Genomic DNA, 25,486 nt, shown 5'->3' on the forward strand with positions numbered 1-25,486 from the left:
CCGCCGCCGGCGGCAATCAGCACCGCGCGGCCGTCAGGATTTGCTGGTTGCAGCATCGTCAGGGTGGGTATCGCAATGTGGCTGACGGCTCCCCGTACGGAGATTTTCCGCGCCCCTTTCGGCCCGCCGCCGCCGGGTGGCTGCCCGGGCCACAGAGGGATGGTCACCCGGGCTGCGTCTGCAGCAGCGGAAAGCGGGCCGAGGCTCAGCGCCCAGGCGCAGGAGGCCAGAAACTGTCTGCGGTGCATCCGGGTTAAATCCTTATGGTTGTGGGGATATGAGCGGCGCTGTATTGATAAGGGAGTATTAAAGCGGGGGCCGGTTTTTGCAACTGCGGAGCCGGGGCATCAGGCAGAACAGGTTAGTAAATCCAGAAAAAGAGCAGAAGAGATAATAGAAAAGCGCCGCCGGGACAACTCCCGGCGGCGCTTCATTCACCCTACGCTATGGGCTATCAGGCGTTCTTCAGTACTTCACTGACGATTTCAACCGCTTCTTTCTCAATCTGCTTGCGGTGTTCTTCCCCGAGGAAGCTTTCGCAGTAGATTTTGTAGGCGTCTTCGGTGCCTGACGGACGGGCGGCGAACCAGCCGTTGTCGGTCATCACTTTCAGGCCGCCGATGGACGCGCCGTTGCCCGGCGCTGCAGTCAGGCGCGCGGTGATCGGATCGCCCGCCAGCGTGCTGGCGCTGACCATTTCGGGAGACAGTTTAGACAGCGCCGCTTTCTGCGCAGAGGTGGCCGACGCCTGCAGGCGGTTGTAGCTCGGCGCACCAAAGCGCTGGGCCAGCTCGTCGTAGTGCTGCTGCGGGTTCTTGCCGGTCACGGCAGTGATTTCAGCCGCCAGCAGGCACATGATGATGCCGTCTTTATCGGTTGACCACGGCGTGCCGTCAAAGCGCAGGAAAGAAGCCCCGGCGCTCTCTTCACCACCGAAGCCGAAGCTGCCGTCGAACAGGCCGTCAACGAACCACTTAAAGCCTACCGGTACTTCCACCAGCTTGCGGCCCAGATCGTTGACCACGCGGTCAATCATGGCCGAGGAAACCAGCGTTTTACCCACGGCGACATCTTTGCCCCACTGCGGACGATGCTGGAACAGATAGTTGATGGCAACCGCCAGGTAGTGGTTCGGGTTCATCAAACCGGCTGGAGTGACGATACCGTGGCGGTCGTAGTCCGGATCGTTGGCGAAGGCCAGGTCAAACTTGTCGCGCAGCGCCAGCAGGCCCGCCATCGCGCACTCGGAGGAGCAGTCCATGCGGATAGCGCCGTCTTTGTCGAGGTGCATAAAGCGGAAGGTCTGATCGACATGATCGTTAACAATGGTCAGGTCGAGCTTGTAGAACTCAGCAATGCGCTTCCAGTACTCGATACCAGAGCCGCCGAGCGGATCTACGCCGAGCTTGAGTCCCGCTTTCTGAATGGCTTTGATATCAACGATATCAGCAAGGCCTTCAATGAACGGCTGAGTCAGATCCTGCGCTGTAATATGGCCGGACGTCCAGGCATCGTCCAGAGAGATGCGTTTTACATCTTTCAGGCCGGCGGCCAGCAGCGCGTTGGCGCGGTCTTCAACGACTTTGGTGACGTTGGTGTCGGCCGGGCCGCCGTTAGGCGGGTTGTATTTGATGCCGCCATCTTCCGGCGGGTTGTGGGATGGCGTAATAACGATACCGTCTGCCTGAGCCCCACCCTGCTTGTTATGCACCAGAATGGCGTGAGAGATAGCAGGCGTCGGCGTGTAGCCGTTATTTTCCTGCACAATCACGTCAACACCGTTGGCGGCCAGCACTTCCAGCACGGAGATAATAGCCGGCTCGGACAGCGCGTGAGTATCTTTACCCACGTAGCAGGGGCCGGTAATACCGTTCTTCGCACGGTTTTCAGCAATCGCCTGCGCAATCGCCAGAATGTGCGGTTCGTTGAAACTGTGGCGCGCCGCGCTGCCGCGGTGCCCGGAAGTGCCGAACTTGACGGCGTGTTCCGGATTGCTGACGTCCGGCTTCAGGACGTAATACTGCGACGTGAGCTGAGCGACGTTGATCAGATCGCTCTGCTGTGCGGGTTGGCCCGCACGTGGGTGATTTGCCATTGCCTGGTCCTTCTTATGCAAGGGTGAGTTAAATAGTACCGCAAACCTTTTCAATCAGTTCCGCGGGGAACTGCATCGACTGCATGATGTGCTCAACCATGCTGCATTTACGGCCGGTGTTAGTGTTCGTGATGACCCAGTAAGGCGTCTGCGGAACCTGCTTCGGCTTGGTCTGATTGCCGTTTTTCAGCAGCGTCGCCTCGCTCTCGGCGAAGTAAACGCGGGTGCGGCCGTGAAGGGATTCGGTCGCCTCAGCAAAGGCCTTGTGGTCCAGAGAGTAGAGTGTAGTCAGGATCAGCAGGAAGCGATTAACGGCTTTTTTCTGCTCGGCGTATTCGTCGGAGAGCAGCAGTTCGCGCACGGCGCGCACGTTATCTTTAGGCGACGCTGCTTTTTTTACCGGGGCAGATGCTGGCGCCGGAGTAGCTTTTACGGCAGGCGCTGGGGCAGCGGCCTGAGACGCGGCGGTAAATTTCAGCATGCGCCGCAGAATGTCGGATGCGCTCTCGCCAATGCGCTGTGTGTGGCTGGCAATATAGCGATAGAGTTCGTCATCAACTTCGATCGTTTTCATCTTAATCCGGTGCAATATTTTCTGAATACAAGTCGTTGGATTATAGGTTCAAAACCCAACAGCGGATAGCGTCAAACCAGAGTGGCCGCAATTCCAGGACAATTTCCTAAAGTTGCAACCGGGCGGCAGAATGGCCAACATGATACCCTATCACGCCGATGCTAAATAAGAACTTTGCCATGAAATTAAACAGCCGGGCGCAATCTGCGCAGAACCTGCACAAGAATTCCCCCATTCTTCTCGTACACGGCCTTTTTGGCAGTCTCGACAATCTCGGGCTACTCGCCCGCGACCTGGTTTCAGACCACGACGTTGTGCAGGTAGACATGCGCAATCACGGCCTTTCGCCCCGCTCGCCGGAGATGAATTATGCCGCGATGGCGCAGGATCTCCTCGACACGCTGGACGCGCACGAAATTGAAACCGCGACGCTGGTTGGTCACTCGATGGGCGGCAAAGCGGTGATGGCGCTCACGGCGCTGGCGCCGCAGCGGGTAGACAAGCTGGTGGCTATCGACATGGCGCCCGTTGACTACAACGTGCGCCGCCACGATAAGATTTTCGCCGCCGTTAATGCAGTGACGGAGTCCGGTGCGAGCACCCGCCATCAGGCAATGGAGATCATGCGCCAGTACCTGAATGAAGAGGGTGTTATTCAGTTTCTGCTTAAATCATTCGTTGACGGCGCGTGGCGGTTCAACGTGCCGGTGCTGTGGGATCAGTATGCCAATATTGTCGGCTGGAAAACCCTTCCGGCGTGGGATCGCCCGGCGCTGTTTATCGCCGGCGGTAACTCTTCCTATGTGACGGAAACCTACCGCGATACGCTGCTCGCCCAGTTTCCACAGGCGCGGGCCCACGTGATTGCCGGAGCAGGCCACTGGGTTCACGCCGAAAAACCCGACGCCGTGCTGCGCGCTATTCGCCGCTATCTGCAGGAGTGATTAAAAACCGAGCGACCGCGCGCGGTTGCGCATCGCAGCGTTGGCGCGGTGAGGTGCCGGTGATGTATGATGGCGCGCTATCTACCGCCGGGCCCGTCGTCCGGCGGCTTGTTTCCCCGAAGTCACTCTGAATCATGGCAAAAGAACAAACGGACCGAACCACGCTGGATTTGTTCGCGAATGAGCGTCGTCCGGGAAGACCGAAGACCAACCCGCTTTCTCGCGATGAACAGCTGCGCATTAACAAGCGCAACCAGCTCAAGCGCGACAGGGTCAAAGGCCTCAAGCGCGTTGAGCTCAAGCTTAACAGCGAGGCTGTCGATGCCCTGAATGAGCTTGCGGAAGCGCGGGACATCAGCCGCAGCGAACTCATTGAAGAGATTCTGATGAGCCAGCTCGCGGCGCTGCGCGGCCAGCAGCCTGGCTGAAAGTTTCTCCGAAATAAACTTTCGTGTAGCAGAGAGTGCAATCCCGGGCGATAGCGGTTCCCGCCTCCGGCAGCTCCTGCTATTATTGACCCCATCTATGGGCGTAATTTCCCGTCATTCCATTTTGTAGCAAGAGGTTATTTTACTCATGGCAATCACAGGCATTTTTTTCGGTAGTGATACCGGTAATACCGAAAATATCGCGAAGATGATCCAGAAGCAGCTTGGCAAAGACGTTGCCGAAGTGCATGACATTGCCAAGAGCAGCAAAGAGGATTTGGAAGGTTTTGATATTCTGCTGCTCGGTATCCCGACCTGGTATTATGGCGAAGCGCAGTGCGACTGGGACGATTTCTTCCCGACGCTCGAGGAAGTCGATTTCACCGGCAAGCTGGTCGCGCTGTTCGGCTGCGGCGATCAGGAAGATTACGCGGAATACTTCTGCGACGCGCTGGGAACAATCCGCGACATTATCGAACCGCGCGGTGCGACCATTGTTGGCCACTGGCCGACTGCCGGCTATCACTTCGAAGCCTCAAAAGGCCTGGCGGATGACGATCACTTCGTCGGTCTGGCCATTGATGAAGATCGCCAGCCGGAGCTAACCGCCGAGCGCGTTGAGAAATGGGTTAAGCAGATATCTGAAGAGCTGCAGCTTGACGCCATTATTAATGCCTGATTTAACAAGGGCGCAGCGAATAACTGCGCCTTTTTTATAAAAACAATAGCTATTGATAGATAATAGCAATCGAAATAATCGCTACATTTTTTTAACTTTTACGCACATACCTGTACAATGTTCAATGATTTTCGAAGAGAGCACCGCGCTGGACGCCCTCTCTTCACATTGAATGCATACTTTGCACAGGGGATTTTGTTTTCATTTAGTACCGGCGGTCCTATAATGAGACGCATTATCCTTAACTCATTTTTAGTCATACTTCCCTTCCGGAAGTGTATTGCTTAGCTACAGGACTGATTCCGCATGACTGACAACAATACCGCATTAAAGAAGGCAGGCCTGAAAGTCACGCTTCCACGTTTAAAAATTCTGGAAGTACTTCAGGGGCCGGAAAACCATCATGTCAGTGCGGAAGATCTTTACAAGCGCCTTATTGATATGGGTGAAGAGATTGGTCTGGCGACCGTTTATCGCGTACTGAACCAGTTTGACGATGCGGGCATCGTTACCCGCCACAACTTCGAAGGCGGCAAATCCGTTTTTGAACTGACGCAGCAGCATCACCACGATCACCTGATCTGCCTCGACTGCGGCAAAGTCATTGAGTTTAGCGATGACTCCATTGAAGCACGCCAGCGTGAAATCGCTGCCGAGCACGGCATCCGCCTGACTAACCACAGCCTGTATCTGTACGGCCACTGCACCGAAGGCGACTGCCGTGAAGATGAACACGCGCACGACAATAAAAAATCTGAGAAGTAACGTCGTACGGCAGATGTAAAAAAACCAACCTTTCGGTTGGTTTTTTTGTGCGCCGCGATCACCGGCTGTTATTGGTGCGTATCTCCTGCCAGACCTTATCACAGCGGGTTTTAACTGCTTCATCGTTTGCCTGCCGTTTGGCATCCAGGCACGCGCGATAATCGAGAATGTTGACGGTCTCTTTATCCGTGAACTGCTTGTGGCGCGCATCTTTTTTCAGCACGTCGAGCACGCTTTGACAGGCTTCCACTTTATCCGGATTGCCTTCTGCCGCATTAATGCAGGCGCTGTAGGCTTCCTTGAGATTGCCGTCCTCTTTCGGCGCCGGACTCTGATTACAGGCTGACAGACCGCAGGACATCAGCGCGAGAATAATCCACTTTTTCATTGTTATGTTTCCTTGTTGTACAGCCGGCCAGCGCCGGCTGCATCAGGCATCAGAAAATGGTAAACGGTGCAATGACGATAAACTTAACGTCGCGCTCGTCCTGGAACATGTTGCCGTAGCCGCCGCCCCAGCTCGGATTTTTAGAGTGGTTGCTGTACTGGGTGAAGTGCAGCTTGAACAGCGTTCCTTTCGCCCGCCCTTCCTGCAGGGTGTACATCGCGTCCAGGCTGTAAGAGGATTCTTCGATTTTGTTGTTTTTGTCGTAGTAGGCGTCCGGACTCAGCATCCAGCTGGACGGCTTCGCATCCCAGGCGTAAACATAAGAGGCCCCTACTGCCCAGCCCGGCATATTCCAGTTTTTCAGGTCATACATCGCGCCGAAGAAGACTGACTTTTCGCCGTTGGCGTTAAAGTCAGAGCGGTTATCCCACCAGATATCAAGCCGTCCGTTGGAGGATGAATAGGTTGGCGTCATGCGCTGCAGGAAATAGCCCTGCTGACCTTCCGCCCGTACCCAGGTGCCTTCCAGGCGCAGATCGAGAACCTCTGCAACTTTGTAGCCAAAGGTCAGACCCTGCAGCCAGGCGGTGCCGTCATAGATATTGTTCACATTGCGGCCGTGCTCTTTATCGCGCGCGCCGTAGAATTGATAGCTGGTGGTCAGAGGGTTGCCGGCCACATCAAATTTGTAGCTGGCTTTGGCAAAGTACTGATCCACATAGCCTTCGGACTGGCCAAACGCCGCTTCCAGCACCAGGTCGTTTTTGAAATCGTATTTGGCACCGAGGGAGTGAACATATTTCACTTTGGTGTGCTTGTCGGCCTGATAGAAGCGATCGACGTCGGTATGCCACGGAGATTTGTACTGATTAGCCCACATATAGGAGAAGCTCAGCGCACCCGCCTCGGCGTAATCAAAATTAGCACCCGCTTCCGCCCCCTGATAGGTGCCGGGCATAAAGCTCCAGTGCGGCGCCAGCAGCGTCTGGCCGGTTGGCTGAATGTAGCCCGCCCGCGCCCATACCGGGCCGTATTTAAATTTAGCCGCCGCTTTATACAGGCTTATCCCGCTTTTATCGCCGGAGTAGTCCTCTTTGTAACCCTTGTTGCGCTTCGAGAAAGCAATTTCGTTAGGGTGTCCGCTGTCGCCATTTTCAGCCATTTCAATGGCCGTAAACGCAGCGATGTCCACGCCAAACATATCAGCCGCATAACCGGACTGAAAATCGAGGTTGGCGTTCCAAGTGGAGTGGCTGAGGTTTGTTTTATATTTATCGTGGTCGGTCACATCTTTGCGATCGCGCTCGCGCTGCCAGTAATAGATACCGCCAGTCATTACGGAATCGTCAACGAAACCTGCTGCGTGGGCCTGCGGCGCAGCCGCCCAGCCTGTGATTGCGGTGGCGCAGGCGATAGCCAGCGCCAGCGTACTACGTTTGCCACTGAACGTACGCATGGTGTTAATCCTCTTTGACTTTAAAACGCGACCGGCAATGGCGAGCCGCGATAAAAATAAAAAACTGCAAAAGTAGCCGGGAAATCCCATTGCTACGCTGAACAGACTATTTTTCGCGTCGCGAATTATCAATCTCTTTTCAGCACGAAAACGCAAGATTATGACAGCGCGCACATATTCTCTTTCTTTTTGTTACATTGTCATTTTGGCGATGAGATGGGTAAAAAGCAGGCTTAGTCAGGATATAAAATGAAAAGGCGAAATGGTTACGGCAGCAATTAATTCGCTGGATGAAAAATGGGAAATGCAGGTTTAACGCAGAAAAAAGCCCCGGAGACAGCACCGGGGCCTGGCAGGAGAGAAGCGTGGATTAGAAGTTAATGTTAGCCACTAAACCACCGACAAACGCGTCGTTAACTTTGCTGACCGCACCCGGAGACGAAACGTACTGCAGGTTAGGACGCAGCGACATCCAGTTAGTGACGTGGACATCGTAGTAAACTTCATAGTTCATCTCTGAACCTGACTGGATCGGCAGATAGGCCGGATTGTTATAGTCATGGATGCCATTTTCATTGTTCTCGGTGCGCAGCATATGGCTGTAGTCCGAGTTAATGTGAATACGCGCGGCACCGACGCCGATTTCATCCTGCGGACGGGCATCAAACGGGCCTTTCCAGGTCAGCGCAATGGCCTGGTAGTTGTCCATTTTTGCTGTTTTGTGGTCGTTCATGATTGCCTGAACGGTAACACCCAGCCCGCGATTGACATCGCCTTTCATGCTGGTCAATTGCTGCTGGGCAAGGATGTAGCCGCCGTAAGAGTGCTTGTCATCCTGGCCGAAGCTGCCGTTGTGGTAAGTACCGTATTCCGGATCTTTGGTTGAGGAGTAGTAAGCGCCGAGGCGATAGTTACCCGGCAGCCCTTCTGGCCCCAGTTTAGGCTGCCAGCCCAGTTCTACCGGCACCAGGTTGCCCTCGGTAGGGCTGAATTCGAAGCGGAATCCGTCACCGCGCGCGTAGTTATACTGGTTCTGATTGTAGAAACCGACCTGGAAGAACCATTCCGGGATGAAGTTCAGGCGTACCCTCGCGCCCCACTGGGAAACCGGCCAATTGTACCAGTGGTCACCGCGCCAGTTACCCGCCTGGCCGCTGCCGAAAGCCAGGTTTTCAAACTTGCTGTCAAAATTGTCGAAATCTTCGCCGACGGTCAGACGACCAGCTTTAATATCCAGCGCATCGTCAAACAGCCCTTTGCGCAGCCACAGCTGGGTCAGGCGCCAGGTCTGCCCGCGGCCGTATACTTCCTGAACAGAAGAGACGCTGCCGGTGCGCGGATCGGCCATGTGGTCGGAAAGGTTTTGCCCGTCGCGGTTGGTGATAGTGAACTGGAATTCGGTATCGTCCCAGTTGAGGAGCTTTTGTAAATCGAGGTTAACGCCGAAGGCCTGCTGATCCGCATAGCGCGCGGTGGTGGACGTATTATATCCGCCGGCCAGATTAGAGGCGGCCTCCATGGTATAGCCGAACTGGAATTTTACGCCGTCGTTTTCAAGGTCAGTACGCAGCCCGCCCCAGTCACCCAGCATATAAGGCGAATCGTAGCTGAAAGCATCCGCCGCGAATGCCTGGGTTGAGCTTGCTGCCAGCGCAATCGCGCTGAGCATCAGGAGCCGCCCCGATTTATTTGCCACTGCTAATTTTATTTTCATAGTTAATTATTCTTTAGGATGAGAGAAGTGAGAAAAGTAATATTAAGAAACATCTCACATATCTCAATGGGAATAAGTGCATTAAAATGTTAATTTTGATACACAAATATTTCTCTATTGCCGATATTATTTTTTATGATGTTCGTCACCTTTCATGACGGACATAATGGGAGATACTGATTAATTAGGCTTAATGATTAATAACGCACCGGGAGTGATTATCGTGAGTGATAAAAAAGTCATGTTGCTAACCGGTGCCAGCCGGGGAATCGGACACGCAACCGTGAAACATTTTCACGCTGCCGGATGGGAAATATTTACCGCTTCACGCCAGAGCTGGGTTACCGAGTGTCCGTGGGCCGAAGGGCTGCTGAATCATATCCATCTCGATCTTGAGAATATTGATGAACTTAGCGCGCAGCTGCCGGAAATTAAACACCGGCTGGGCGGGCGGCTGGATGCGCTGGTTAATAATGCCGGTATTTCACCGAAAGGCCCTGATGGCGAGAGGCTGGGCGTATTAGGTAGCGATTATGCAACCTGGATAAAGGTATTCAACGTCAATTTATTTTCCACCGCCCTGCTGGCCCGCGGTCTTTTTGACGAGTTAAAAGCGGCCCAGGGCTGCGTGATTAACGTGACCTCGATTGCCGGCAGCAAAGTCCACCCTTTTGCCGGCGCCGCCTACGCTGCGTCAAAGGCGGGGCTCGCGGCGCTGACCCGGGAAATGGCCCACGAGTTTGGCCGCGAGGGAATTCGGGTTAACGCCATTGCCCCCGGTGAAATCGACACCTCTATTCTTTCCCCCGGCACCGCGCAAATCGTAGAGCAAAGCGTCCCTTTACAGCGGCTTGGCAAACCGGAAGAGGTCGCCACGCTTATCTACTTCCTCTGTACTCAGGGCGCGGCCTACGTCAACGGCGCGGAAATTCACGTTAACGGCGGACAGCACGTATAAAAAAACGGCCTCCCCTGCGGAAGGCCGTTTTTATCACACTGGATCGGGCAGCGACTAGCCGCCGATTTTCGCCCAGGTATCGCGCAGGCCAACGGTGCGGTTAAACACCGGCTTGTCGGCGCTAGAATGGCGGCTGTCGAGGCAGAAATAACCTTCGCGCTCGAACTGATACGCCTTACCCGCTTCTGCAGACTTCAGCGATGGCTCGGCGTAGCCCTGGCGGATCACCAGCGATTCCGGGTTAATCACCGACAGGAAATCCTCTTCCGCGCCTGGATTTGGCACGCTGAACAGGCGATCGTAGAGGCGGATTTCAACCGGCAGCGCGTGCGCGGCGCTCACCCAGTGAATAACGCCCTTCACCTTGCGGCCGTCGGCCGGATCTTTGCTCAGGGTTTCCGCGTCGTAGGTGCAGAAAATGGTGGTGATATTGCCTTCCGCATCTTTCTCTACGCGCTCGGCTTTGATCACATAGGCATTGCGCAGGCGCACTTCTTTACCGAGCACCAGACGCTTGTACTGCTTGTTCGCTTCTTCGCGGAAGTCGGCGCGGTCAATCCAGACTTCAGCGCTGAACGGCACTTCGCGACTGCCCATCTCCGGTTTGTTCGGATGATTCGGCATGGCAACCATTTCGCTTTCGCCCTGCGGATAGTTTTCGATAACCAGCTTAACGGGATCGATAACCGCCATCGCGCGCGGGGCATTTTCGTTTAAATCTTCGCGAATGCAGGATTCGAGAGACGCCATCTCGATGGTGTTGTCCTGCTTGGTGACGCCGATACGCTTGCAGAACTCACGGATAGACGCGGCGGTGTAGCCGCGGCGGCGCAGACCGGAGATGGTCGGCATCCGCGGATCGTCCCAGCCCTCAACGTGCTTGTCGGTGACCAGCAGGTTAAGTTTGCGCTTGGACATCACCGTGTACTCCAGATTCAGGCGCGAAAATTCGTACTGGCGCGGATGAGCCGGGATACTGATGTTTTCCAGCACCCAGTCGTACAGGCGGCGGTTGTCCTGGAACTCCAGCGTACACAGCGAGTGGGTGATCCCTTCCAGCGCATCGCTGATGCAGTGGGTGAAATCGTACATCGGATAGATGCACCACTTGCTGCCGGTCTGGTGATGATCGGCAAACTTGATGCGGTACAGCACCGGATCGCGCATCACGATAAACGGTGAGGCCATGTCGATTTTGGCGCGCAGACAGGCTTTTCCTTCTTCGAAGCCGCCGGCGCGCATTTTTTCAAACAGGGCCAGGTTCTCTTCAACGCTGCGATCGCGGAACGGGCTGTTTTTACCCGGCGCGGTCAGGGTACCGCGATATTCACGGATCTGCTCCGGAGAGAGCTCATCAACGTAGGCCAGACCTTTATTGATCAGTTCGACCGCATAGGCGTGCAGCTGATCGAAATAATCAGAAGAGTAGCGAACGTTGCCGGCCCAGTGGAAACCGAGCCATTCAACGTCGTGCTTAATGGAATCAACGTATTCGATATCTTCTTTCACCGGATTGGTGTCATCGAAGCGCAGATTGCATTCGCCCTGGTAATCCTGCGCAATACCGAAGTTCAGGCAGATAGATTTGGCATGACCAATGTGCAGGTAGCCGTTCGGTTCCGGCGGAAAGCGGGTATGCACAGTGTTATTTTTACCAGTAGCCAGATCTTCATCGATGATCTGACGAATAAAGTTAGTCGGGCGGGCTTCAGCCTCACTCATCGCGGATTCCTCAAAGCGTAAACAATCTATAACGGTGTATGATCTTATAAGCAGGGCGAAGAGACAACCTTTTATATACGGTAAAACGCTATCCAGATTATTTGCTGCATAAAAAAGCGGCGTAGGATCTCCCTCCGCCGCTTAAGGCATAATGCGACTCAGAAACGCTTACTTGCCTTTAATCTCGTACAGCGGGGTTTCACCGGCAACGACGCTGTCCTGCGCTTTCACGACCAGGCCGCCAAAGTCGTCGATATTGCTGCACACCACCGGGCTAATCATTGAGCGGGCGTTGGCGTTGAGGAAATTCAGATCCATTTCCAGAATCGGCTGCCCAGCAGTAACTTCCGCTCCCTCTTCTACCAGGCGAGTAAAGCCCTTGCCGCTGAGGGCAACGGTATCAATCCCCATGTGAACCACAATTTCAGCGCCCTTCTCGGTTTCCAGGCAGAACGCGTGATTGGTATTGAAGATTTTCACGATGGTGCCTGCCGCCGGGGAAACAACGATTTTGTCGGTCGGCTTGACCGCCACGCCGTCGCCTACCGCTTTGCTGGCGAACGCTTCATCAGGCACCTGATCCAGCGCAACAACCTCGCCGGTAATAGGCGAAACGAGCGCTTCAACAACGGCTGCATTCATTACCGCCTGCGGTTTTGCCGCCGCCGGAGCTGCCGTAGCGGTCGCTGCCGGTGCATCGGTACCAGCGGCAACCGGGCCGCGCTGCACCACCTGCTTCATGGTGTCGCCAATGGATTCCGCTTTCGCGCCCACGATGACCTGAATGGTCTGCTTGTTCAGTTTTACTACGCCCGATGCGCCCAGACGTTTACACATGGCATCGTTAACGCGCGCCGCGTCGTCAACGGTTAAGCGCAGGCGCGTGATGCAGGCATCAATGGCCTTCAGGTTATCGGTGCCACCAACCGCGGCGATGTAGCTGGTCGCCAGCTGGGTCATGCCCTCTTCAGTGTTGCTGTTGGCTTCATTAGTAACGGCTTCTGCAGGCTGATCTTCGCGGCCCGGGGTTTTCAGGTTGAACAGGCGGATGACCAGGCTGAACAGTACGAAATAGACCACGAAGAAAATCAGGCCCATCACCAGCAGGATCCACACGTTGTGGCTTGCCGCAGGGAGCTTGTACATCAGCACATAGTCAATCGCGCCCGCAGAGAAGGAGAAGCCCGCGTGGATGTTCAGCAGCGTGGCAATGAACATGCTGACGCCGGTCAGAATGGCGTGGATGAGATACAGCACCGGCGCCAGGAACATGAACAGAAATTCCAGCGGCTCGGTAACGCCGGTCAGGAAAGCGGTAACTGCAACGGACAGCAGCATGCCGCCAACCATCGGGCGGCGCTCTTTCGGTGCAGCGAAGTACATTGCCAGCGCCGCGCCCGGCAGACCAAACATCATGATCGGGAAGAAGCCGGACATGAACATGCCCGCTGTGGTATCACCGGCGTAGAAGCGGTTGATATCGCCGTGGAAGATGCTGCCGGCTGCGTTAGTGAACTCGCCAATCTGGAACCAGGCAATGGTATTCAGAACCTGATGCAGGCCGGTTGGGATCAGCAGACGGTTAATGAGACCGAAAATGCCGGAACCCAGCGCGCCTTCATTAACAATCCATTCGCCGCCTGCGTGGATCGCGTGCTGCACCGGCGGCCAGACGTAGCCGAAAATGGCGGCCAGAATCAGGCAGAAAAAGCCGGTCGCGATCGGCACGAAGCGCTTGCCGCCAAAGAAGCTGAGGAAGTCAGGCAGTTTAATGCCCGCCCAGCGGTTATAAGAGGCACCGCCGACCAGGCCGGTAATGATCCCCGCCAGCACGCCCATATTGATTTCAGGGTTGATGGTTATCATCGCCTTGGTAAGGATGAAATACCCTACCGCACCCGCCAGCGCCGCAGCGCCCGCGCTGTCTTTGGACCAGCTTGACGCCACCCCGATAGCAAAAATTAGCGGCAGATTATCGAAAATGGCGCCGCCCGCCTGCGCGATGAAGGCGATATTCAATAAATCCGGCTGGCCAAAGCGCAACATTAGCGCGGCGACCGGCAGCACAGCGATAGGCAGCTGTAACGCCCGGCCTAGTCGCTGAAAGAAACCTAAAATATTCATCTTATTCCCCCTATGGAACCCCGATTCGACTCAGTTGACGTCGTATTTTTTATAGTGACTCACTCTGGAATCCGGCAATTTTTCACCAGTGTGCAAAGTGTCCGGCAAATTAATTCGCCTCGCAAATTATATACGTCATGTTTGTGAGTTTTATCACCAAAAATCGCATTGACACACCCATCTTACTGGCTAAATGTGAAAACTTATTTTATCATACGAAAAATCAAGACGGATTGCCCCTTGCGTCGTGAAACAGATTACGCTTAACAGACTTCAGGTGCCAATCCGCCACTGCTTATACTAACTATTGAGGTGAACAATGAGACTGATTCCACTGGCCACTGCAGAACAAGTCGGCAAATGGGCTGCGCGCCATATCGTAAACCGTATTAACGCATTCAAGCCAACTGCCGATCGTCCTTTTGTGCTGGGCCTGCCGACTGGCGGAACCCCACTCACCGCGTATAAAGCCTTGGTTGAGATGCACAAAGCGGGCCAGGTTAGTTTCCAGAACGTCGTCACTTTCAACATGGACGAATATGTTGGACTGCCGGCCGAGCATCCTGAGAGCTACCATAGTTTTATGCACCGCAACTTTTTCGATCACGTCGATATTCCGGCGGCAAACATTAACCTGCTCAACGGCAATGCACCAGACATCGATGCCGAATGCCGCCGCTATGAAGAGAAAATCCGCTCCTACGGTAAAATTCACCTGTTTATGGGCGGTGTAGGCAACGACGGGCACATTGCATTTAACGAACCGGCATCCTCGCTGGCTTCCCGCACCCGTATTAAAACCCTGACGCACGAAACCCGCGTAGCAAACTCCCGTTTCTTTGACGGCGACGTGGATCAGGTACCAAAATATGCGCTTACCGTTGGCGTAGGCACTCTGCTCGACGCGGAAGAAGTGATGATTCTGGTTCTGGGTAATCAGAAAGCGCAGGCGCTGCAGGCCGCGGTTGAAGGTAACGTTAACCACATGTGGACCATCAGCTGCCTGCAGCTGCATCCGAAAGCGGTCATGGTGTGTGACGAGCCGTCCACCATGGAGCTGAAAGTGAAGACGCTGAAATACTTCAATGAGTTAGAAGCGGAAAACATCAAAGGTCTGTGATTTATTCTTCCGCCTCAGTTCCTGGGGCGGTCTTTTTTTATCACCGGGAGTCGATAAATGTATGCATTAACCGAGGGCCGGATTTATACCGGCCGTGACGTTCTGGATGACCATGCTGTCGTGGTCGCTGATGGCCTGATTGAACGTATCTGCCCGCAAAGCGAGCTGCCTTCCGGGATTGAGCAACGCTCGTTAAATGGCGCCATTCTCGCACCCGGTTTCATCGACGTGCAGCTCAACGGCTGCGGCGGCGTGCAGTTCAACGACAGTCCGGATGCGGTCACCGTCGAAACGCTGGAAATCATGCAGCGGACCAATGAGAAAGCGGGCTGCACCAGCTATCTGCCAACGCTTATCACCAGCAGCGACGATCTGATGAAGCAGGGTATTCGCGTGATGCGTGAATATCTGGCAAAACATCCGAATCAGGCGCTGGGCCTCCATCTGGAAGGGCCGTGGCTGAACCTGGTCAAAAAAGGCACCCACAATCCTGAATTCGTGCGCAAGCCGGATCCGGCCCTGGTTGACGTGTTGTGCGAAAATGCGGACGTCATTACCAAATTAACGCTGGCTCCGGAAATGGTGCCTGCCGAGGTAATCAAAAAACTGACCGCGGCCGGGATTGTCGTCTCAGCGGGCCACTCCAATGCCACTTATGATGAAGCGAAAGCCGGTTTCCGCGCGGGCATACGCTTTGCCACCCATCTTTATAACGCAATGCCTTATATTTCCGGACGCGCGCCGGGCCTTATCGGTGCGATTTTTGACGAACCGGACCTGCACTGCGGCATCATTGTTGACGGCATGCACGTTGATTTTGCGAACGTCCGTAACGCCAAACGTATCAAGGGCGAGAAGCTGTGCCTGGTCACCGATGCCACTGCCGCCGCGGGCGCAAATATTGATAAGTTCATTTTTGCTGGTAAAACAATATACTACCGGAATGGACTGTGCGTGGATGAGAACGGCACCCTGAGTGGTTCCTCGCTCACCATGATCGAAGGCCTGCGTAATCTGGTTGAGCACTGCGGGATTGCGCTGGATGAAGCCCTTCGCATGGCGACGCTCTACCCTGCCCGCGCAATTGGCGTCGCAGAGCGGCTTGGCGCCATTGCGCCTGGCATGGTGGCAAACCTCACCGCCTTCACGCGCAATTTTGACATCACCAAGACCATCGTTAATGGTAACGAGGTCGTTAACCAGAGTAACTGACAGCATGACATCAGGCGGACAATCTCAGATTGGCAACGTTGACCTCGTAAAACAGCTTAATAGCGCGGCCGTATACCGCCTGATCGATCAGCTTGGCCCTATTTCGCGCATCCAAATTGCCGAGCAGAGCCAGCTTGCTCCCGCCAGCGTGACCAAAATCACGCGCCAGCTCATCGAACGCGGGCTGATCAAAGAAGTGGATCAGCAGGCCTCCACCGGAGGCCGCCGCGCTATCTCTATTGTTACCGAGACCCGCAATTTTCAGGCTATCGGCGTGCGCCTCGGCCGCTATGACACCACCCTTACACTGTATGATTTAAGCAGCAAAGTGGTGGCAGAAGAGCACTATCCGCTGCCCGAACGGACTCAGGAAACTCTCGAGCACGCGCTGCTCAATACGATCGCCACCTTTATAGAGCAAACCCAGCGCAAGACGCGCGAGCTTATCGCTATTTCAGTGATTCTGCCCGGACTGGTTGACCCGGAGAGCGGCGTCATTCGCTATATGCCGCACATTCAGGTCGAGAACTGGGGGCTGGTATACGCGCTGGAAAAACGCTTCAAAGTCACCTGCTTCGTGGGGCACGATATCCGCAGCCTGGCGCTGGCCGAGCACTATTTTGGCGCATCTCAAGACTGCGATGACTCCATTCTGGTGCGCGTGCACCGCGGCACAGGCGCGGGGATCATCTCCAGCGGGCGCATTTTCATTGGCCGCAACGGCAATGTCGGCGAAATTGGCCACATCCAGGTGGACCCGCTCGGCGAACGCTGCCACTGCGGCAATTTCGGCTGTCTGGAGACGGTCGCCGCTAATGCCGCCATCGAGCAGCGGGTGCGCCACCTGCTGGATCAGGGCTACCAGAGCAAGCTGACGCTGGACGATTGCAACATCAAAAGCATCTGCCGGGCGGCCAATAAGGGCGATCCGCTGGCGGGTGAAGTCATTGAGCAAGTCGGGCGCTATCTTGGCAAAACCATCGCCATTGCCATCAACCTGTTTAATCCGCAAAAAGTGGTGATTGCGGGTGAAATTACCGAAGCGGAAAAGATACTCTTTCCGGCAATAGAGAGCTGCATCAACACTCAGGCCCTGAAAGCGTTTCGCCAGAATCTGCCGGTAGTGCGATCCGAACTGGATCACCGCTCGGCTATCGGCGCATTCGCGCTGGTTAAGCGATCGATGCTAAGCGGCCTGCTTCTTCAGCATCTGCTGGAAAACTAACGGCGGGTACAGGTATATACTGACCCCCTGATTTTATAAAACGTCGGACAGCGAATGACTGCTATTAAGAACATCATCTGTGATATTGACGGCGTGCTGATGCACGACAACGTGGCCGTGCCCGGCGCTGCTGAGTTTTTGGCGCGGATTATGGAAAAGGGAATGCCGCTGGTGTGCCTGACCAACTACCCGTCCCAGACCGGACAGGATCTGGCGAACCGCTTTGCAACTGCAGGCATTGACGTACCGGATAGCGTTTTCTATACCTCCGCAATGGCAACAGCCGACTTCCTGCGCCGCCAGGAGGGCAAAAAGGCCTACGTCGTTGGCGAAGGCGCGCTGATCCACGAGCTGTATAAAGCGGGCTTTACCATCACCGACGTTAATCCGGATTTCGTTATCGTCGGGGAAACCCGCTCCTTCAACTGGGACATGATGCACAAGGCGGCGTTTTTCGTCGCCAACGGCGCGCGCTTTATTGCCACCAACCCCGATACTCACGCCCGCGGCTACGTTCCGGCGTGCGGCGCACTGTGCGCCGGAATTGAAAAAATTTCGGGGCGCAGGCCGTTCGTGGTTGGCAAGCCCAGCCCGTGGATCATTCGCTCAGCGCTAAACAAGCTGCAGGCGCACTCGGAAGAGACGGTTATCGTTGGCGACAACCTGAAAACCGATATCCTTGCCGGTTTTCAGGCCGGTCTGGAAACCATTCTGGTGCTTTCCGGCGTCTCAACGGTAGACGATATCGACAACATGCCTTTCCGACCGTCGTGGATCTATCCCTCGGTCGCCGAAATCGACATTTTCTAAGCTTAGCCGCGCCCGACAGCGCGGCTTTTCATTTAAACCTCATCAAAAACAGAACCCCATCTAATAAAAACGCCATTTTTTTATCAGATCATCAATAGCCACGCATTAAACATACTGCTTTTTCATTATTCGCTAATCGCTATTGCGGTTTTTATTAATTGCGCCGGTTTTCTCTTGCCTGCGTCAGCGGTTTACGGCATTTTCATAGGCATGCAACAGCATAACAACACGCAACCGCTTTAACGGAGAAGTCTCTATGTGTTCTATTTTCGGTGTACTGGATATTAAAACTGACGCAGCAGAGTTGCGTAAAAAAGCGCTGGAGCTTTCCCGCCTGATGCGCCACCGCGGCCCGGACTGGTCCGGCGTTTACGCCAGCGACAAAGCCGTTCTCGTGCACGAGCGCCTGTCGATTGTCGACGTCAACGCCGGCGCCCAGCCGCTGTACAACGAAAAGAAAACCCACGCGCTGGCGGTAAACGGTGAAATCTACAACCACCAGGCGCTGCGCGCCGAGTACGGCGACCGCTATCAGTTCCAGACCGGCTCCGACTGTGAAGTAATTCTGGCCCTCTATCAGGAAAAAGGTCCCGAGTTTCTCGACGATCTGCAGGGCATGTTTGCCTTCGTACTGTACGACAGTGAAAAAGATGCTTACCTGATTGGCCGCGATCATATCGGCATCATCCCGCTGTACATGGGCCACGACGAACACGGCAACCTGTATATTGCCTCAGAAATGAAAGCGCTGGTGCCGGTATGCCGCACTATCAAAGAGTTTCCGGCAGGCAGCTACCTGTGGAGCCAGGACGGCGAGATCCGCTCCTATTACCAGCGCGACTGGTTCAGCTACGACGCGGTAAAAGACAGCGTGACCGATAAAAACGCGCTGCGCCAGGCGCTGGAAGAGTCGGTAAAAAGCCACCTGATGTCCGACGTGCCTTACGGCGTGCTGCTTTCCGGCGGTCTGGACTCTTCCGTTATTTCGGCAATAACCAAAAAATTCGCCGCCCGCCGCGTGGAAGATCAGGAGCGTTCGGAAGCCTGGTGGCCGCAGCTGCACTCTTTCGCCGTGGGCCTTGAAGGTTCTCCCGATCTGAAAGCCGCGCAGGAAGTCGCTAACCACCTCGGCACCGTGCACCACGAAATTCACTTCACGGTGCAGGAAGGCCTGGACGCGATCCGCGACGTTATCTATCACATCGAAACTTACGACGTCACAACTATCCGCGCCTCTACGCCAATGTACCTGATGTCGCGTAAAATCAAAGCGATGGGCATTAAAATGGTGCTCTCCGGCGAAGGCTCCGATGAAGTGTTTGGCGGCTATCTCTATTTCCACAAGGCGCCGAACGCCAAAGAGCTGCACGAAGAGACAGTGCGTAAACTGCAGGCGCTGCACATGTTCGACTGCGCCCGCGCCAACAAAGCAATGTCCGCCTGGGGCGTTGAGGCCCGCGTGCCGTTCCTCGACAAGACCTTCCTCGACGTGGCAATGCGCATTAACCCGCAGGATAAAATGTGCGGCAACGGCAAGATGGAGAAGCATATTCTGCGCGAGTGCTTTGAATCCTACCTGCCGGCAAGCGTCGCCTGGCGCCAGAAAGAGCAGTTCTCCGACGGCGTGGGCTACAGCTGGATTGACACCCTGAAAGAAGTGGCCGCGAAGCAAGTAACCGATCAGCAGCTGGAAACCGCAGGTTTCCGCTTCCCGTACAACACGCCGACCTCAAAAGAGGGCTATCTGTACCGCGAGATTTTCGAAGAGCTGTTCCCGCTGCCGAGCGCGGCGGAATGCGTGCCGGGCGGCCCTTCTGTTGCCTGCTCATCGGCTAAGGCTATCGAATGGGATGAAGCGTTTAAAACCATGAACGATCCATCAGGTCGCGCGGTGGGCATTCACCAGGACGCCTACGCGCAGAAATAGCCATTGCGAAGGCCGCGGCCTGCGTTTCAGGCCGCGTCTTTCCACCTTGCGCAAATAACGGTTAAGCCAGAGGGTCATTGCGGTCCGCTGGCTTTTTTTGTGCTGCAATTATAAGAAATAATCAATAATTGCCGATTATTACGCCTCGCTGTTCGCAACCTAACCAAACAGTCATATTCCGGCCTTTTTCATTGAAAAAGGTGTTGACGCTACAGGGCTCAATACGCATAATGCGCCCCGCAACGCCGATAAGGTAACGCGAAAAAAAGATGGCTACGTAGCTCAGCTGGTTAGAGCACATCACTCATAATGATGGGGTCACAGGTTCGAATCCCGTCGTAGCCACCATCTTTTTTGCGGGAGTGGCGAAATTGGTAGACGCACCAGATTTAGGTTCTGGCGCCGCAAGGTGTGCGAGTTCAAGTCTCGCCTCCCGCACCATTTCCGAATAGCGTTGTACGGATGGGGTATCGCCAAGCGGTAAGGCACCGGTTTTTGATACCGGCATTCCCTGGTTCGAATCCAGGTACCCCAGCCATCTATTCTTTGATTTCGCGCACAGCGCGGGATCGCAAGCATCGCTAATGACGATGTAAAAAATGAATTCTGGCTACGTAGCTCAGCTGGTTAGAGCACATCACTCATAATGATGGGGTCACAGGTTCGAATCCCGTCGTAGCCACCAGTATTCTGAACGACCTGTTGGGGTATCGCCAAGCGGTAAGGCACCGGATTCTGATTCCGGCATTCCGAGGTTCGAATCCTCGTACCCCAGCCAATTTCGAAAAGCTCGCTTCGGCGAGCTTTTTTCGTTTCTGCTTTCCGCAGCGATAAGCGGCGGACGTTATCCGCGCCCGCCGACCGCAGGAGTTAAAGCCCCAGCGCGTACTTCAGCGCCTGACGTTTCAGCCCACCAGCCCGCTCTGCCGCCATCAGGCCAATATTACGCAGCGCCCTGACCGGAGCCAGATCGTTGCTGAAGCCGGTGTAAAACAGATCCATCCCCGACTGCATCAGATAGTTATCTGCCATACGCCGGTTCTGATAGCGCTTGAGTACCGGCAACGATGCCCACGCCTCGCCGTAGTCCCGGGCGCGGCCCAGCACGTCCAGAAGCGCATCCACATCGCGGTAGCCGAGGTTAACGCCCTGCCCGGCCAGCGGATGGATAGTGTGCGCCGCATCGCCCAGCAGCACCACGCCCGGCTGCACGTAGCGTAGCGCGTGCCGGCGGGTCAGCGGAAACGCGCCTGCTGACAGAGGCTTCACGCTGCCCAGCCGTGCCGGAAAGGTTCGCGCGATTTCCTTCTCCAGCAGCGCCATCGACAGCGACTGAAGCTGGCGAATGCGCGCCGGAGCGTCATACCACACCAGCGACGCCCAGCGATCAAACAGCGGCAGAAACGCCCGCGGCCCGGCGGGCGTAAAATGCTGCCAGGTGCTGTCGCCCGGATCGCTGTCGCAGGCAACGGTTATCAGCATGCAGGACTGGCGGTACTGCCAGGCGTGAGTGCCAATGCCCGCCATCTGTCTGACCTGCGAGTTTGCGCCGTCGGCACCGGCCACCAGCTGAGCCTTCAGCATCTGCCCGTCGCTAAAAGTGAGCAGGCTCCCCTGCCCGCCCGGCACCATGGAGGCAAGCCGCTCGCCGACGCGCAGGGTGACGCCATCGTGCGCCTCCAGCGCCTGCCACAGCGCAAGCTGCAGCACGTTATTTTCCACCATAAAGCCCAGCTCCGGCAGCTTTAGCTCATCGGCGCTGAAGCTGACGTGGGCACTTTCCCACTCCCAGGTTTCCAGCCGCCGATAGCGGTGGGCGCGCATGCCGAGAACCGCATCCCAAACGCCCAGCCGCCGCAGCAGATTTGCGGAGGCCGCGCTGATGGCGGAGATCCGCACGTCCGGCGGGCTAAGGGCATCAAAGGCGGGGGGCGCGGATTGTTCAATCACTGTCACCGAAAAACCCTGTCGGGCAAGCCCCAGAGCCAGGGCACCGCCCACCATGCCACCGCCGACGATGGCAATATCAGTTTGTTGCGTGCTCATAACAAATAATCCTTAGCGCAGAATCCCTTAAGTTTACCGGAAATTCAGCTAAAGGGCGGTGCACTTCCTTCAGGCTGGTCACATTCGCCGCAAAGCATTACAATACGCGCCCTGCATTCCCTGAGCATGAGCAAGTCGATGACCAAAAAACTCCATATTAAAACCTGGGGCTGTCAGATGAACGAATACGATTCATCGAAGATGGCCGATCTGCTGGACGCCACCCACGGCTATCAGCTGACCGACGTGGCGGAAGAAGCGGATGTGCTGCTGCTTAATACCTGCTCCATTCGTGAAAAAGCCCAGGAAAAAGTGTTCCATCAGCTCGGACGCTGGCGACTGCTTAAGGAAAAGAACCCGGATCTGATTATCGGCGTTGGCGGCTGCGTTGCCTCGCAGGAAGGTGAGCACATCCGCGGCCGTGCCCACTACGTGGATATTATTTTTGGACCGCAGACGCTGCATCGCCTGCCGGAAATGATCAACTCGGTGCGCGGCGATCGCAGCCCGGTAGTTGATATCAGCTTCCCGGAGATTGAGAAATTTGACCGCCTGCCGGAGCCGAGAGCCGACGGCCCAACCGCGTTCGTCTCAATCATGGAAGGCTGCAATAAATATTGCACCTACTGCGTAGTGCCCTATACCCGCGGTGAAGAAGTAAGCCGCCCGTGCGATGACATCCTGTTTGAAATTGCCCAGCTGGCAGCGCAGGGCGTGCGCGAAGTTAACCTGCTCGGCCAGAACGTTAACGCCTGGCGCGGGGAGAACTACGATGGCACGACAGGCACCTTTGCCGATCTTCTGCGCCTGGTGGCGGCTATCGACGGCATCGACCGCATTCGCTTCACCACCAGCCATCCTATCGAATTCACCGACGATATTGTCGAGGTGTATCGCGATACGCCGGAGCTGGTAAGCTTCCTGCACCTGCCGGTTCAGAGCGGTTCCGACCGGGTACTGAACCTGATGGGCCGCACCCATACCGGGCTGGAGTATAAAGCCATTATCCGCAAGCTGCGCGCGGCGCGTCCGGATATTCAGATTAGCTCTGACTTTATCGTCGGCTTCCCGGGTGAAACCACCGAAGACTTCGAAAAGACCATGAAGCTGATTGCCGACGTCAACTTCGACATGAGCTACAGCTTTATTTTCTCCGCTCGTCCGGGAACGCCCGCTGCCGATATGGTTGACGACGTGCCGGAAGAGGAGAAAAAGCAGCGCCTCTATATTTTGCAGGAGCGCATTAACCAACAGGCGATGGCCTGGAGCCGCCGGATGCTGGGCACTACCCAGCGTATTCTGGTCGAAGGGACGTCCCGTAAAAGCATCATGGAGCTATCCGGGCGCACCGATAACAACCGGGTGGTGAACTTTGAAGGTTCGCCGGAGATGATCGGCAAGTTTGTCGATGTGGAAATTGTTGACGTCTTTCCAAACTCCCTGCGCGGCAAACTGGTGCGCACCGAAGAGGAAATGGGCCTGCGCATGGCGGAGTCACCGGAGTCGGTGATTGCCCGCACCCGCAAAGAGAACGACCTCGGCGTCGGTATCTACCAGCCGTAATCCCTGCGGCCTGCCCGTCCGGGCAGGCCCTTGCTTTTCCCCGTCAAAATCCCCACATCGTCTGCAATGCTTGCGCCTTTGCTATCTGGCGTGAATAATTTCCTTATCAGCATGCGCAGCCGCGCGTGCGGAACGAAAAAGAGGACAGTTTGAATACAGAAACCCGCGAAATTACCCTTGAGCCGGCAGACAACGATCGCCTGCTGAGCCTCTGCGGTCCGTTTGATGACAACATCAAACACCTTGAGCGCCGCCTCGGCATCGAAATTAACCGTCGCGACAACCATTTTAAGCTGACCGGTCGCCCAATCTGCGTCAGCGCCGCCGGGGATATCCTGCGCAGCCTGTACGTGGACACCGCCCCGATGCGCGGCCAGACGCAGGACATCTCCCCTGAGCAAATCCATCTGGCGATCAAAGAAGCCCGGGTGCTTGAGCAGAGCGCCGAGAGCGTGCCGGACTACGGCAAGGCCATCAATATCAAGACCAAGCGCGGGGTGATTAAACCGCGCACGCCGAACCAGGCCCAGTACATCGCCAATATTCTCGATCACGACATCACTTTCGGCGTCGGCCCTGCGGGGACGGGTAAAACTTATCTGGCGGTCGCGGCCGCGGTGGACGCTCTTGAGAAGCAGGAGATTCGCCGCATTTTACTGACCCGCCCGGCAGTAGAAGCCGGCGAAAAGCTCGGATTCCTGCCCGGCGATCTCAGCCAGAAAGTTGATCCTTACCTGCGTCCTCTGTATGACGCCCTGTTCGAGATGCTCGGCTTCGAGAAGGTCGAGAAGCTGATTGAGCGCAACGTGATTGAAGTGGCTCCGCTGGCCTACATGCGCGGGCGCACGCTCAACGACGCCTTTATCATTCTTGATGAGAGCCAGAACACCACTATTGAGCAGATGAAGATGTTTCTGACCCGCATCGGCTTTAACTCGAAAGCGGTTATCACCGGCGACATCACCCAGATTGACCTGCCGCGTAATGCCAAATCCGGCCTGCGCCACGCGATTGAAGTACTCAACGGCGTAGACGAAATCAGCTTTAACTTCTTCCACAGCGAAGACGTGGTGCGCCACCCGGTCGTTGCCCGCATCGTTGTCGCGTATGAAGCCTGGGAAGAAGCCGAGCAGAAACGTAAAGCCGAACTGGCGGCAGAACGCAAACGCGAAGCGCTTGCCGCGCAGGAGCACGAAACGAAATGAGCGCCGTGATTTTAGATTTACAGCTGGCCTGCGAAGAACAGGCCGGTCTGCCGGACGAAGCGCAGTTTCAGCGCTGGCTGGACGGCACTGTCCCGGCATTTCAGGCCGAATCAGAAGTCACCATTCGGCTGGTGGACGAAGCAGAAAGCCACAATTTAAACCTGACTTATCGCGGTAAAGACAAGTCCACCAACGTGCTCTCCTTCCCGTTCGAAGTGCCGGAAGGCATGGAGATGCCGCTGCTGGGCGATCTGGTTATCTGTCGTCAGGTGGTTGAACGCGAAGCGAAAGAGCAGCAAAAACCGCTCGAAGCCCACTGGGCGCATATGGTTGTACACGGCAGTTTGCATCTGCTGGGCTATGACCACATTGAAGATGATGAAGCGGAAGAGATGGAGAGCCTGGAAACAGAGATAATGCTTGCTCTGGGCTATGATGATCCGTACATTGCCGAGAAAGAGTAACCCGCGTGGCGCTACCGCGCCGCGCAGGTTTTTTTTATGTTGCGAGATGCTGATTATGCGCGTCACG

At 55.6% G+C, this 25,486-nt stretch carries 21 protein-coding genes, 5 tRNA genes and 2 pseudogenes; 19 read left to right on the forward strand and 9 right to left on the reverse strand.

All coding sequences use genetic code 11. The features are described from left to right. From QZ766_RS16625 to seqA, 3 genes and pseudogenes are all read right to left on the reverse strand, one after another. A pseudogene (locus QZ766_RS16625) lies at positions 1-248 on the reverse strand (alpha/beta hydrolase); the annotation flags it as partial. 206 nt (positions 249-454) lie between these two features. Continuing rightward, positions 455-2,095 carry a phosphoglucomutase (alpha-D-glucose-1,6-bisphosphate-dependent) gene (gene pgm, locus QZ766_RS16630; protein ID WP_297203883.1) on the reverse strand — a complete coding sequence of 547 codons (1,641 nt, stop codon included), beginning with the start codon at positions 2,093-2,095 and terminating at the stop codon, positions 455-457. Between the two features lie 28 nt (positions 2,096-2,123). After that, positions 2,124-2,669: a replication initiation negative regulator SeqA gene (seqA, locus tag QZ766_RS16635; RefSeq protein ID WP_297203885.1), complete on the reverse strand. Its 546-nt coding sequence runs from the start codon at positions 2,667-2,669 to the stop codon at positions 2,124-2,126. A 179-nt stretch (positions 2,670-2,848) separates the two neighbouring features. On the opposite strand from seqA, the gene ybfF reads away from it, so the two are divergent. The 4 genes from ybfF to fur all read left to right on the forward strand — a co-directional run bounded on the left by ybfF (position 2,849) and on the right by fur (position 5,485). After that, positions 2,849-3,613, forward strand: coding sequence for an esterase (ybfF, locus tag QZ766_RS16640; RefSeq protein WP_297203887.1), 765 nt, complete (start codon positions 2,849-2,851; stop codon positions 3,611-3,613). Between the two features lie 134 nt (positions 3,614-3,747). Beyond that, complete coding sequence (ybfE, locus tag QZ766_RS16645; protein WP_297203889.1) at positions 3,748-4,041, forward strand: LexA regulated protein; 294 nt, start codon at positions 3,748-3,750, stop codon at positions 4,039-4,041. Between the two features lie 148 nt (positions 4,042-4,189). Then, a complete protein-coding gene (gene fldA / locus QZ766_RS16650; RefSeq protein ID WP_297203890.1) occupies positions 4,190-4,720 on the forward strand; it encodes a flavodoxin FldA in 531 nt (176 codons plus the stop codon). Between the two features lie 306 nt (positions 4,721-5,026). Then, entirely contained in the window at positions 5,027-5,485 is a 459-nt protein-coding gene (gene fur, locus QZ766_RS16655) for a ferric iron uptake transcriptional regulator (RefSeq protein WP_297203892.1), read from the forward strand. Between the two features lie 58 nt (positions 5,486-5,543). Here the strand turns inward: fur and chiQ are convergent, their stop codons facing one another. Next, entirely contained in the window at positions 5,544-5,873 is a 330-nt protein-coding gene (chiQ, locus tag QZ766_RS16660; protein WP_297203894.1) for a ChiQ/YbfN family lipoprotein, read from the reverse strand. Between the two features lie 49 nt (positions 5,874-5,922). Further along, positions 5,923-7,329: a chitoporin gene (gene chiP, locus QZ766_RS16665; RefSeq protein ID WP_297203896.1), complete on the reverse strand. Its 1,407-nt coding sequence runs from the start codon at positions 7,327-7,329 to the stop codon at positions 5,923-5,925. A gap of 88 nt (positions 7,330-7,417) precedes the next feature. Between chiP and QZ766_RS23105 the strand changes: the two are divergent. Next, positions 7,418-7,525 (forward strand): annotated as a pseudogene (locus tag QZ766_RS23105) (methionine synthase); the annotation flags it as partial. 174 nt (positions 7,526-7,699) lie between these two features. Here the strand turns inward: QZ766_RS23105 and QZ766_RS16670 are convergent. Next, positions 7,700-9,043 (reverse strand): carbohydrate porin, encoded by a 1,344-nt coding sequence (locus QZ766_RS16670; protein WP_297203898.1) that lies wholly within the window; start codon positions 9,041-9,043, stop codon positions 7,700-7,702. A 223-nt stretch (positions 9,044-9,266) separates the two neighbouring features. On the opposite strand from QZ766_RS16670, the gene QZ766_RS16675 reads away from it, so the two are divergent. Further along, the gene (locus QZ766_RS16675; RefSeq protein ID WP_297203901.1) at positions 9,267-10,001 is read left to right on the forward strand and encodes an SDR family oxidoreductase; all 735 of its coding nucleotides are present in this window, start codon (positions 9,267-9,269) and stop codon (positions 9,999-10,001) included. Between the two features lie 54 nt (positions 10,002-10,055). Here QZ766_RS16675 and glnS read toward each other — a convergent pair whose 3' ends face one another. Then, positions 10,056-11,723, reverse strand: a complete 1,668-nt coding sequence (gene glnS, locus QZ766_RS16680) for a glutamine--tRNA ligase (RefSeq protein WP_297203903.1) — start codon at positions 11,721-11,723, stop codon at positions 10,056-10,058. A gap of 168 nt (positions 11,724-11,891) precedes the next feature. Continuing rightward, positions 11,892-13,847 carry a PTS N-acetyl glucosamine transporter subunit IIABC gene (gene nagE / locus QZ766_RS16685; RefSeq protein WP_297203905.1) on the reverse strand — a complete coding sequence of 652 codons (1,956 nt, stop codon included), beginning with the start codon at positions 13,845-13,847 and terminating at the stop codon, positions 11,892-11,894. 319 nt (positions 13,848-14,166) lie between these two features. Here nagE and nagB point away from each other — a divergent pair, with 319 nt between their 5' ends. The 10 genes from nagB to QZ766_RS16735 all read left to right on the forward strand — a co-directional run bounded on the left by nagB (position 14,167) and on the right by QZ766_RS16735 (position 20,919). Beyond that, entirely contained in the window at positions 14,167-14,967 is an 801-nt protein-coding gene (gene nagB, locus QZ766_RS16690) for a glucosamine-6-phosphate deaminase (protein ID WP_297203907.1), read from the forward strand. 57 nt (positions 14,968-15,024) lie between these two features. Then, on the forward strand, positions 15,025-16,179 hold the full coding sequence (gene nagA / locus QZ766_RS16695; protein WP_297203909.1) for an N-acetylglucosamine-6-phosphate deacetylase: 1,155 nt from the start codon (positions 15,025-15,027) through the stop codon (positions 16,177-16,179). 4 nt (positions 16,180-16,183) lie between these two features. Then, positions 16,184-17,404 carry an N-acetylglucosamine repressor gene (locus QZ766_RS16700; protein ID WP_297203911.1) on the forward strand — a complete coding sequence of 407 codons (1,221 nt, stop codon included), beginning with the start codon at positions 16,184-16,186 and terminating at the stop codon, positions 17,402-17,404. A 54-nt stretch (positions 17,405-17,458) separates the two neighbouring features. Next, complete coding sequence (locus QZ766_RS16705; RefSeq protein WP_297203913.1) at positions 17,459-18,214, forward strand: HAD-IIA family hydrolase; 756 nt, start codon at positions 17,459-17,461, stop codon at positions 18,212-18,214. 256 nt (positions 18,215-18,470) lie between these two features. Then, positions 18,471-20,141: an asparagine synthase B gene (gene asnB / locus QZ766_RS16710; RefSeq protein ID WP_297203917.1), complete on the forward strand. Its 1,671-nt coding sequence runs from the start codon at positions 18,471-18,473 to the stop codon at positions 20,139-20,141. Between the two features lie 271 nt (positions 20,142-20,412). Next, positions 20,413-20,489, forward strand: a tRNA-Met gene (locus tag QZ766_RS16715). 8 nt (positions 20,490-20,497) lie between these two features. Further along, positions 20,498-20,582 (forward strand) — tRNA-Leu (locus tag QZ766_RS16720). 22 nt (positions 20,583-20,604) lie between these two features. Beyond that, a tRNA-Gln gene (locus tag QZ766_RS16725) sits at positions 20,605-20,679 on the forward strand. A gap of 70 nt (positions 20,680-20,749) precedes the next feature. Then, positions 20,750-20,826 (forward strand) — tRNA-Met (locus tag QZ766_RS16730). An 18-nt stretch (positions 20,827-20,844) separates the two neighbouring features. Continuing rightward, a tRNA-Gln gene (locus tag QZ766_RS16735) sits at positions 20,845-20,919 on the forward strand. A gap of 92 nt (positions 20,920-21,011) precedes the next feature. On the opposite strand, the gene ubiF is transcribed toward QZ766_RS16735, so the two are convergent. Beyond that, the gene (gene ubiF, locus QZ766_RS16740) at positions 21,012-22,187 is read right to left on the reverse strand and encodes a 3-demethoxyubiquinol 3-hydroxylase (RefSeq protein WP_297203918.1); all 1,176 of its coding nucleotides are present in this window, start codon (positions 22,185-22,187) and stop codon (positions 21,012-21,014) included. A 138-nt stretch (positions 22,188-22,325) separates the two neighbouring features. Between ubiF and miaB the strand changes: the two genes are divergently transcribed. The 3 genes from miaB (at position 22,326) to ybeY (ending at position 25,419) form a co-directional block, all read left to right on the forward strand. Then, entirely contained in the window at positions 22,326-23,750 is a 1,425-nt protein-coding gene (gene miaB, locus QZ766_RS16745) for a tRNA (N6-isopentenyl adenosine(37)-C2)-methylthiotransferase MiaB (protein ID WP_297203919.1), read from the forward strand. A 149-nt stretch (positions 23,751-23,899) separates the two neighbouring features. Further along, positions 23,900-24,955: a PhoH family protein gene (locus QZ766_RS16750; protein WP_297203920.1), complete on the forward strand. Its 1,056-nt coding sequence runs from the start codon at positions 23,900-23,902 to the stop codon at positions 24,953-24,955. Further along, positions 24,952-25,419: an rRNA maturation RNase YbeY gene (gene ybeY / locus QZ766_RS16755; protein WP_297203921.1), complete on the forward strand. Its 468-nt coding sequence runs from the start codon at positions 24,952-24,954 to the stop codon at positions 25,417-25,419. Before QZ766_RS16750 ends, ybeY begins: the two co-directional genes overlap by 4 nt. Positions 25,420-25,486: the final 67 nt, after the last annotated feature.

It is taken from the genome of uncultured Pluralibacter sp. (assembly GCF_913775985.1).
Classification (GTDB): domain Bacteria; phylum Pseudomonadota; class Gammaproteobacteria; order Enterobacterales; family Enterobacteriaceae; genus Pluralibacter.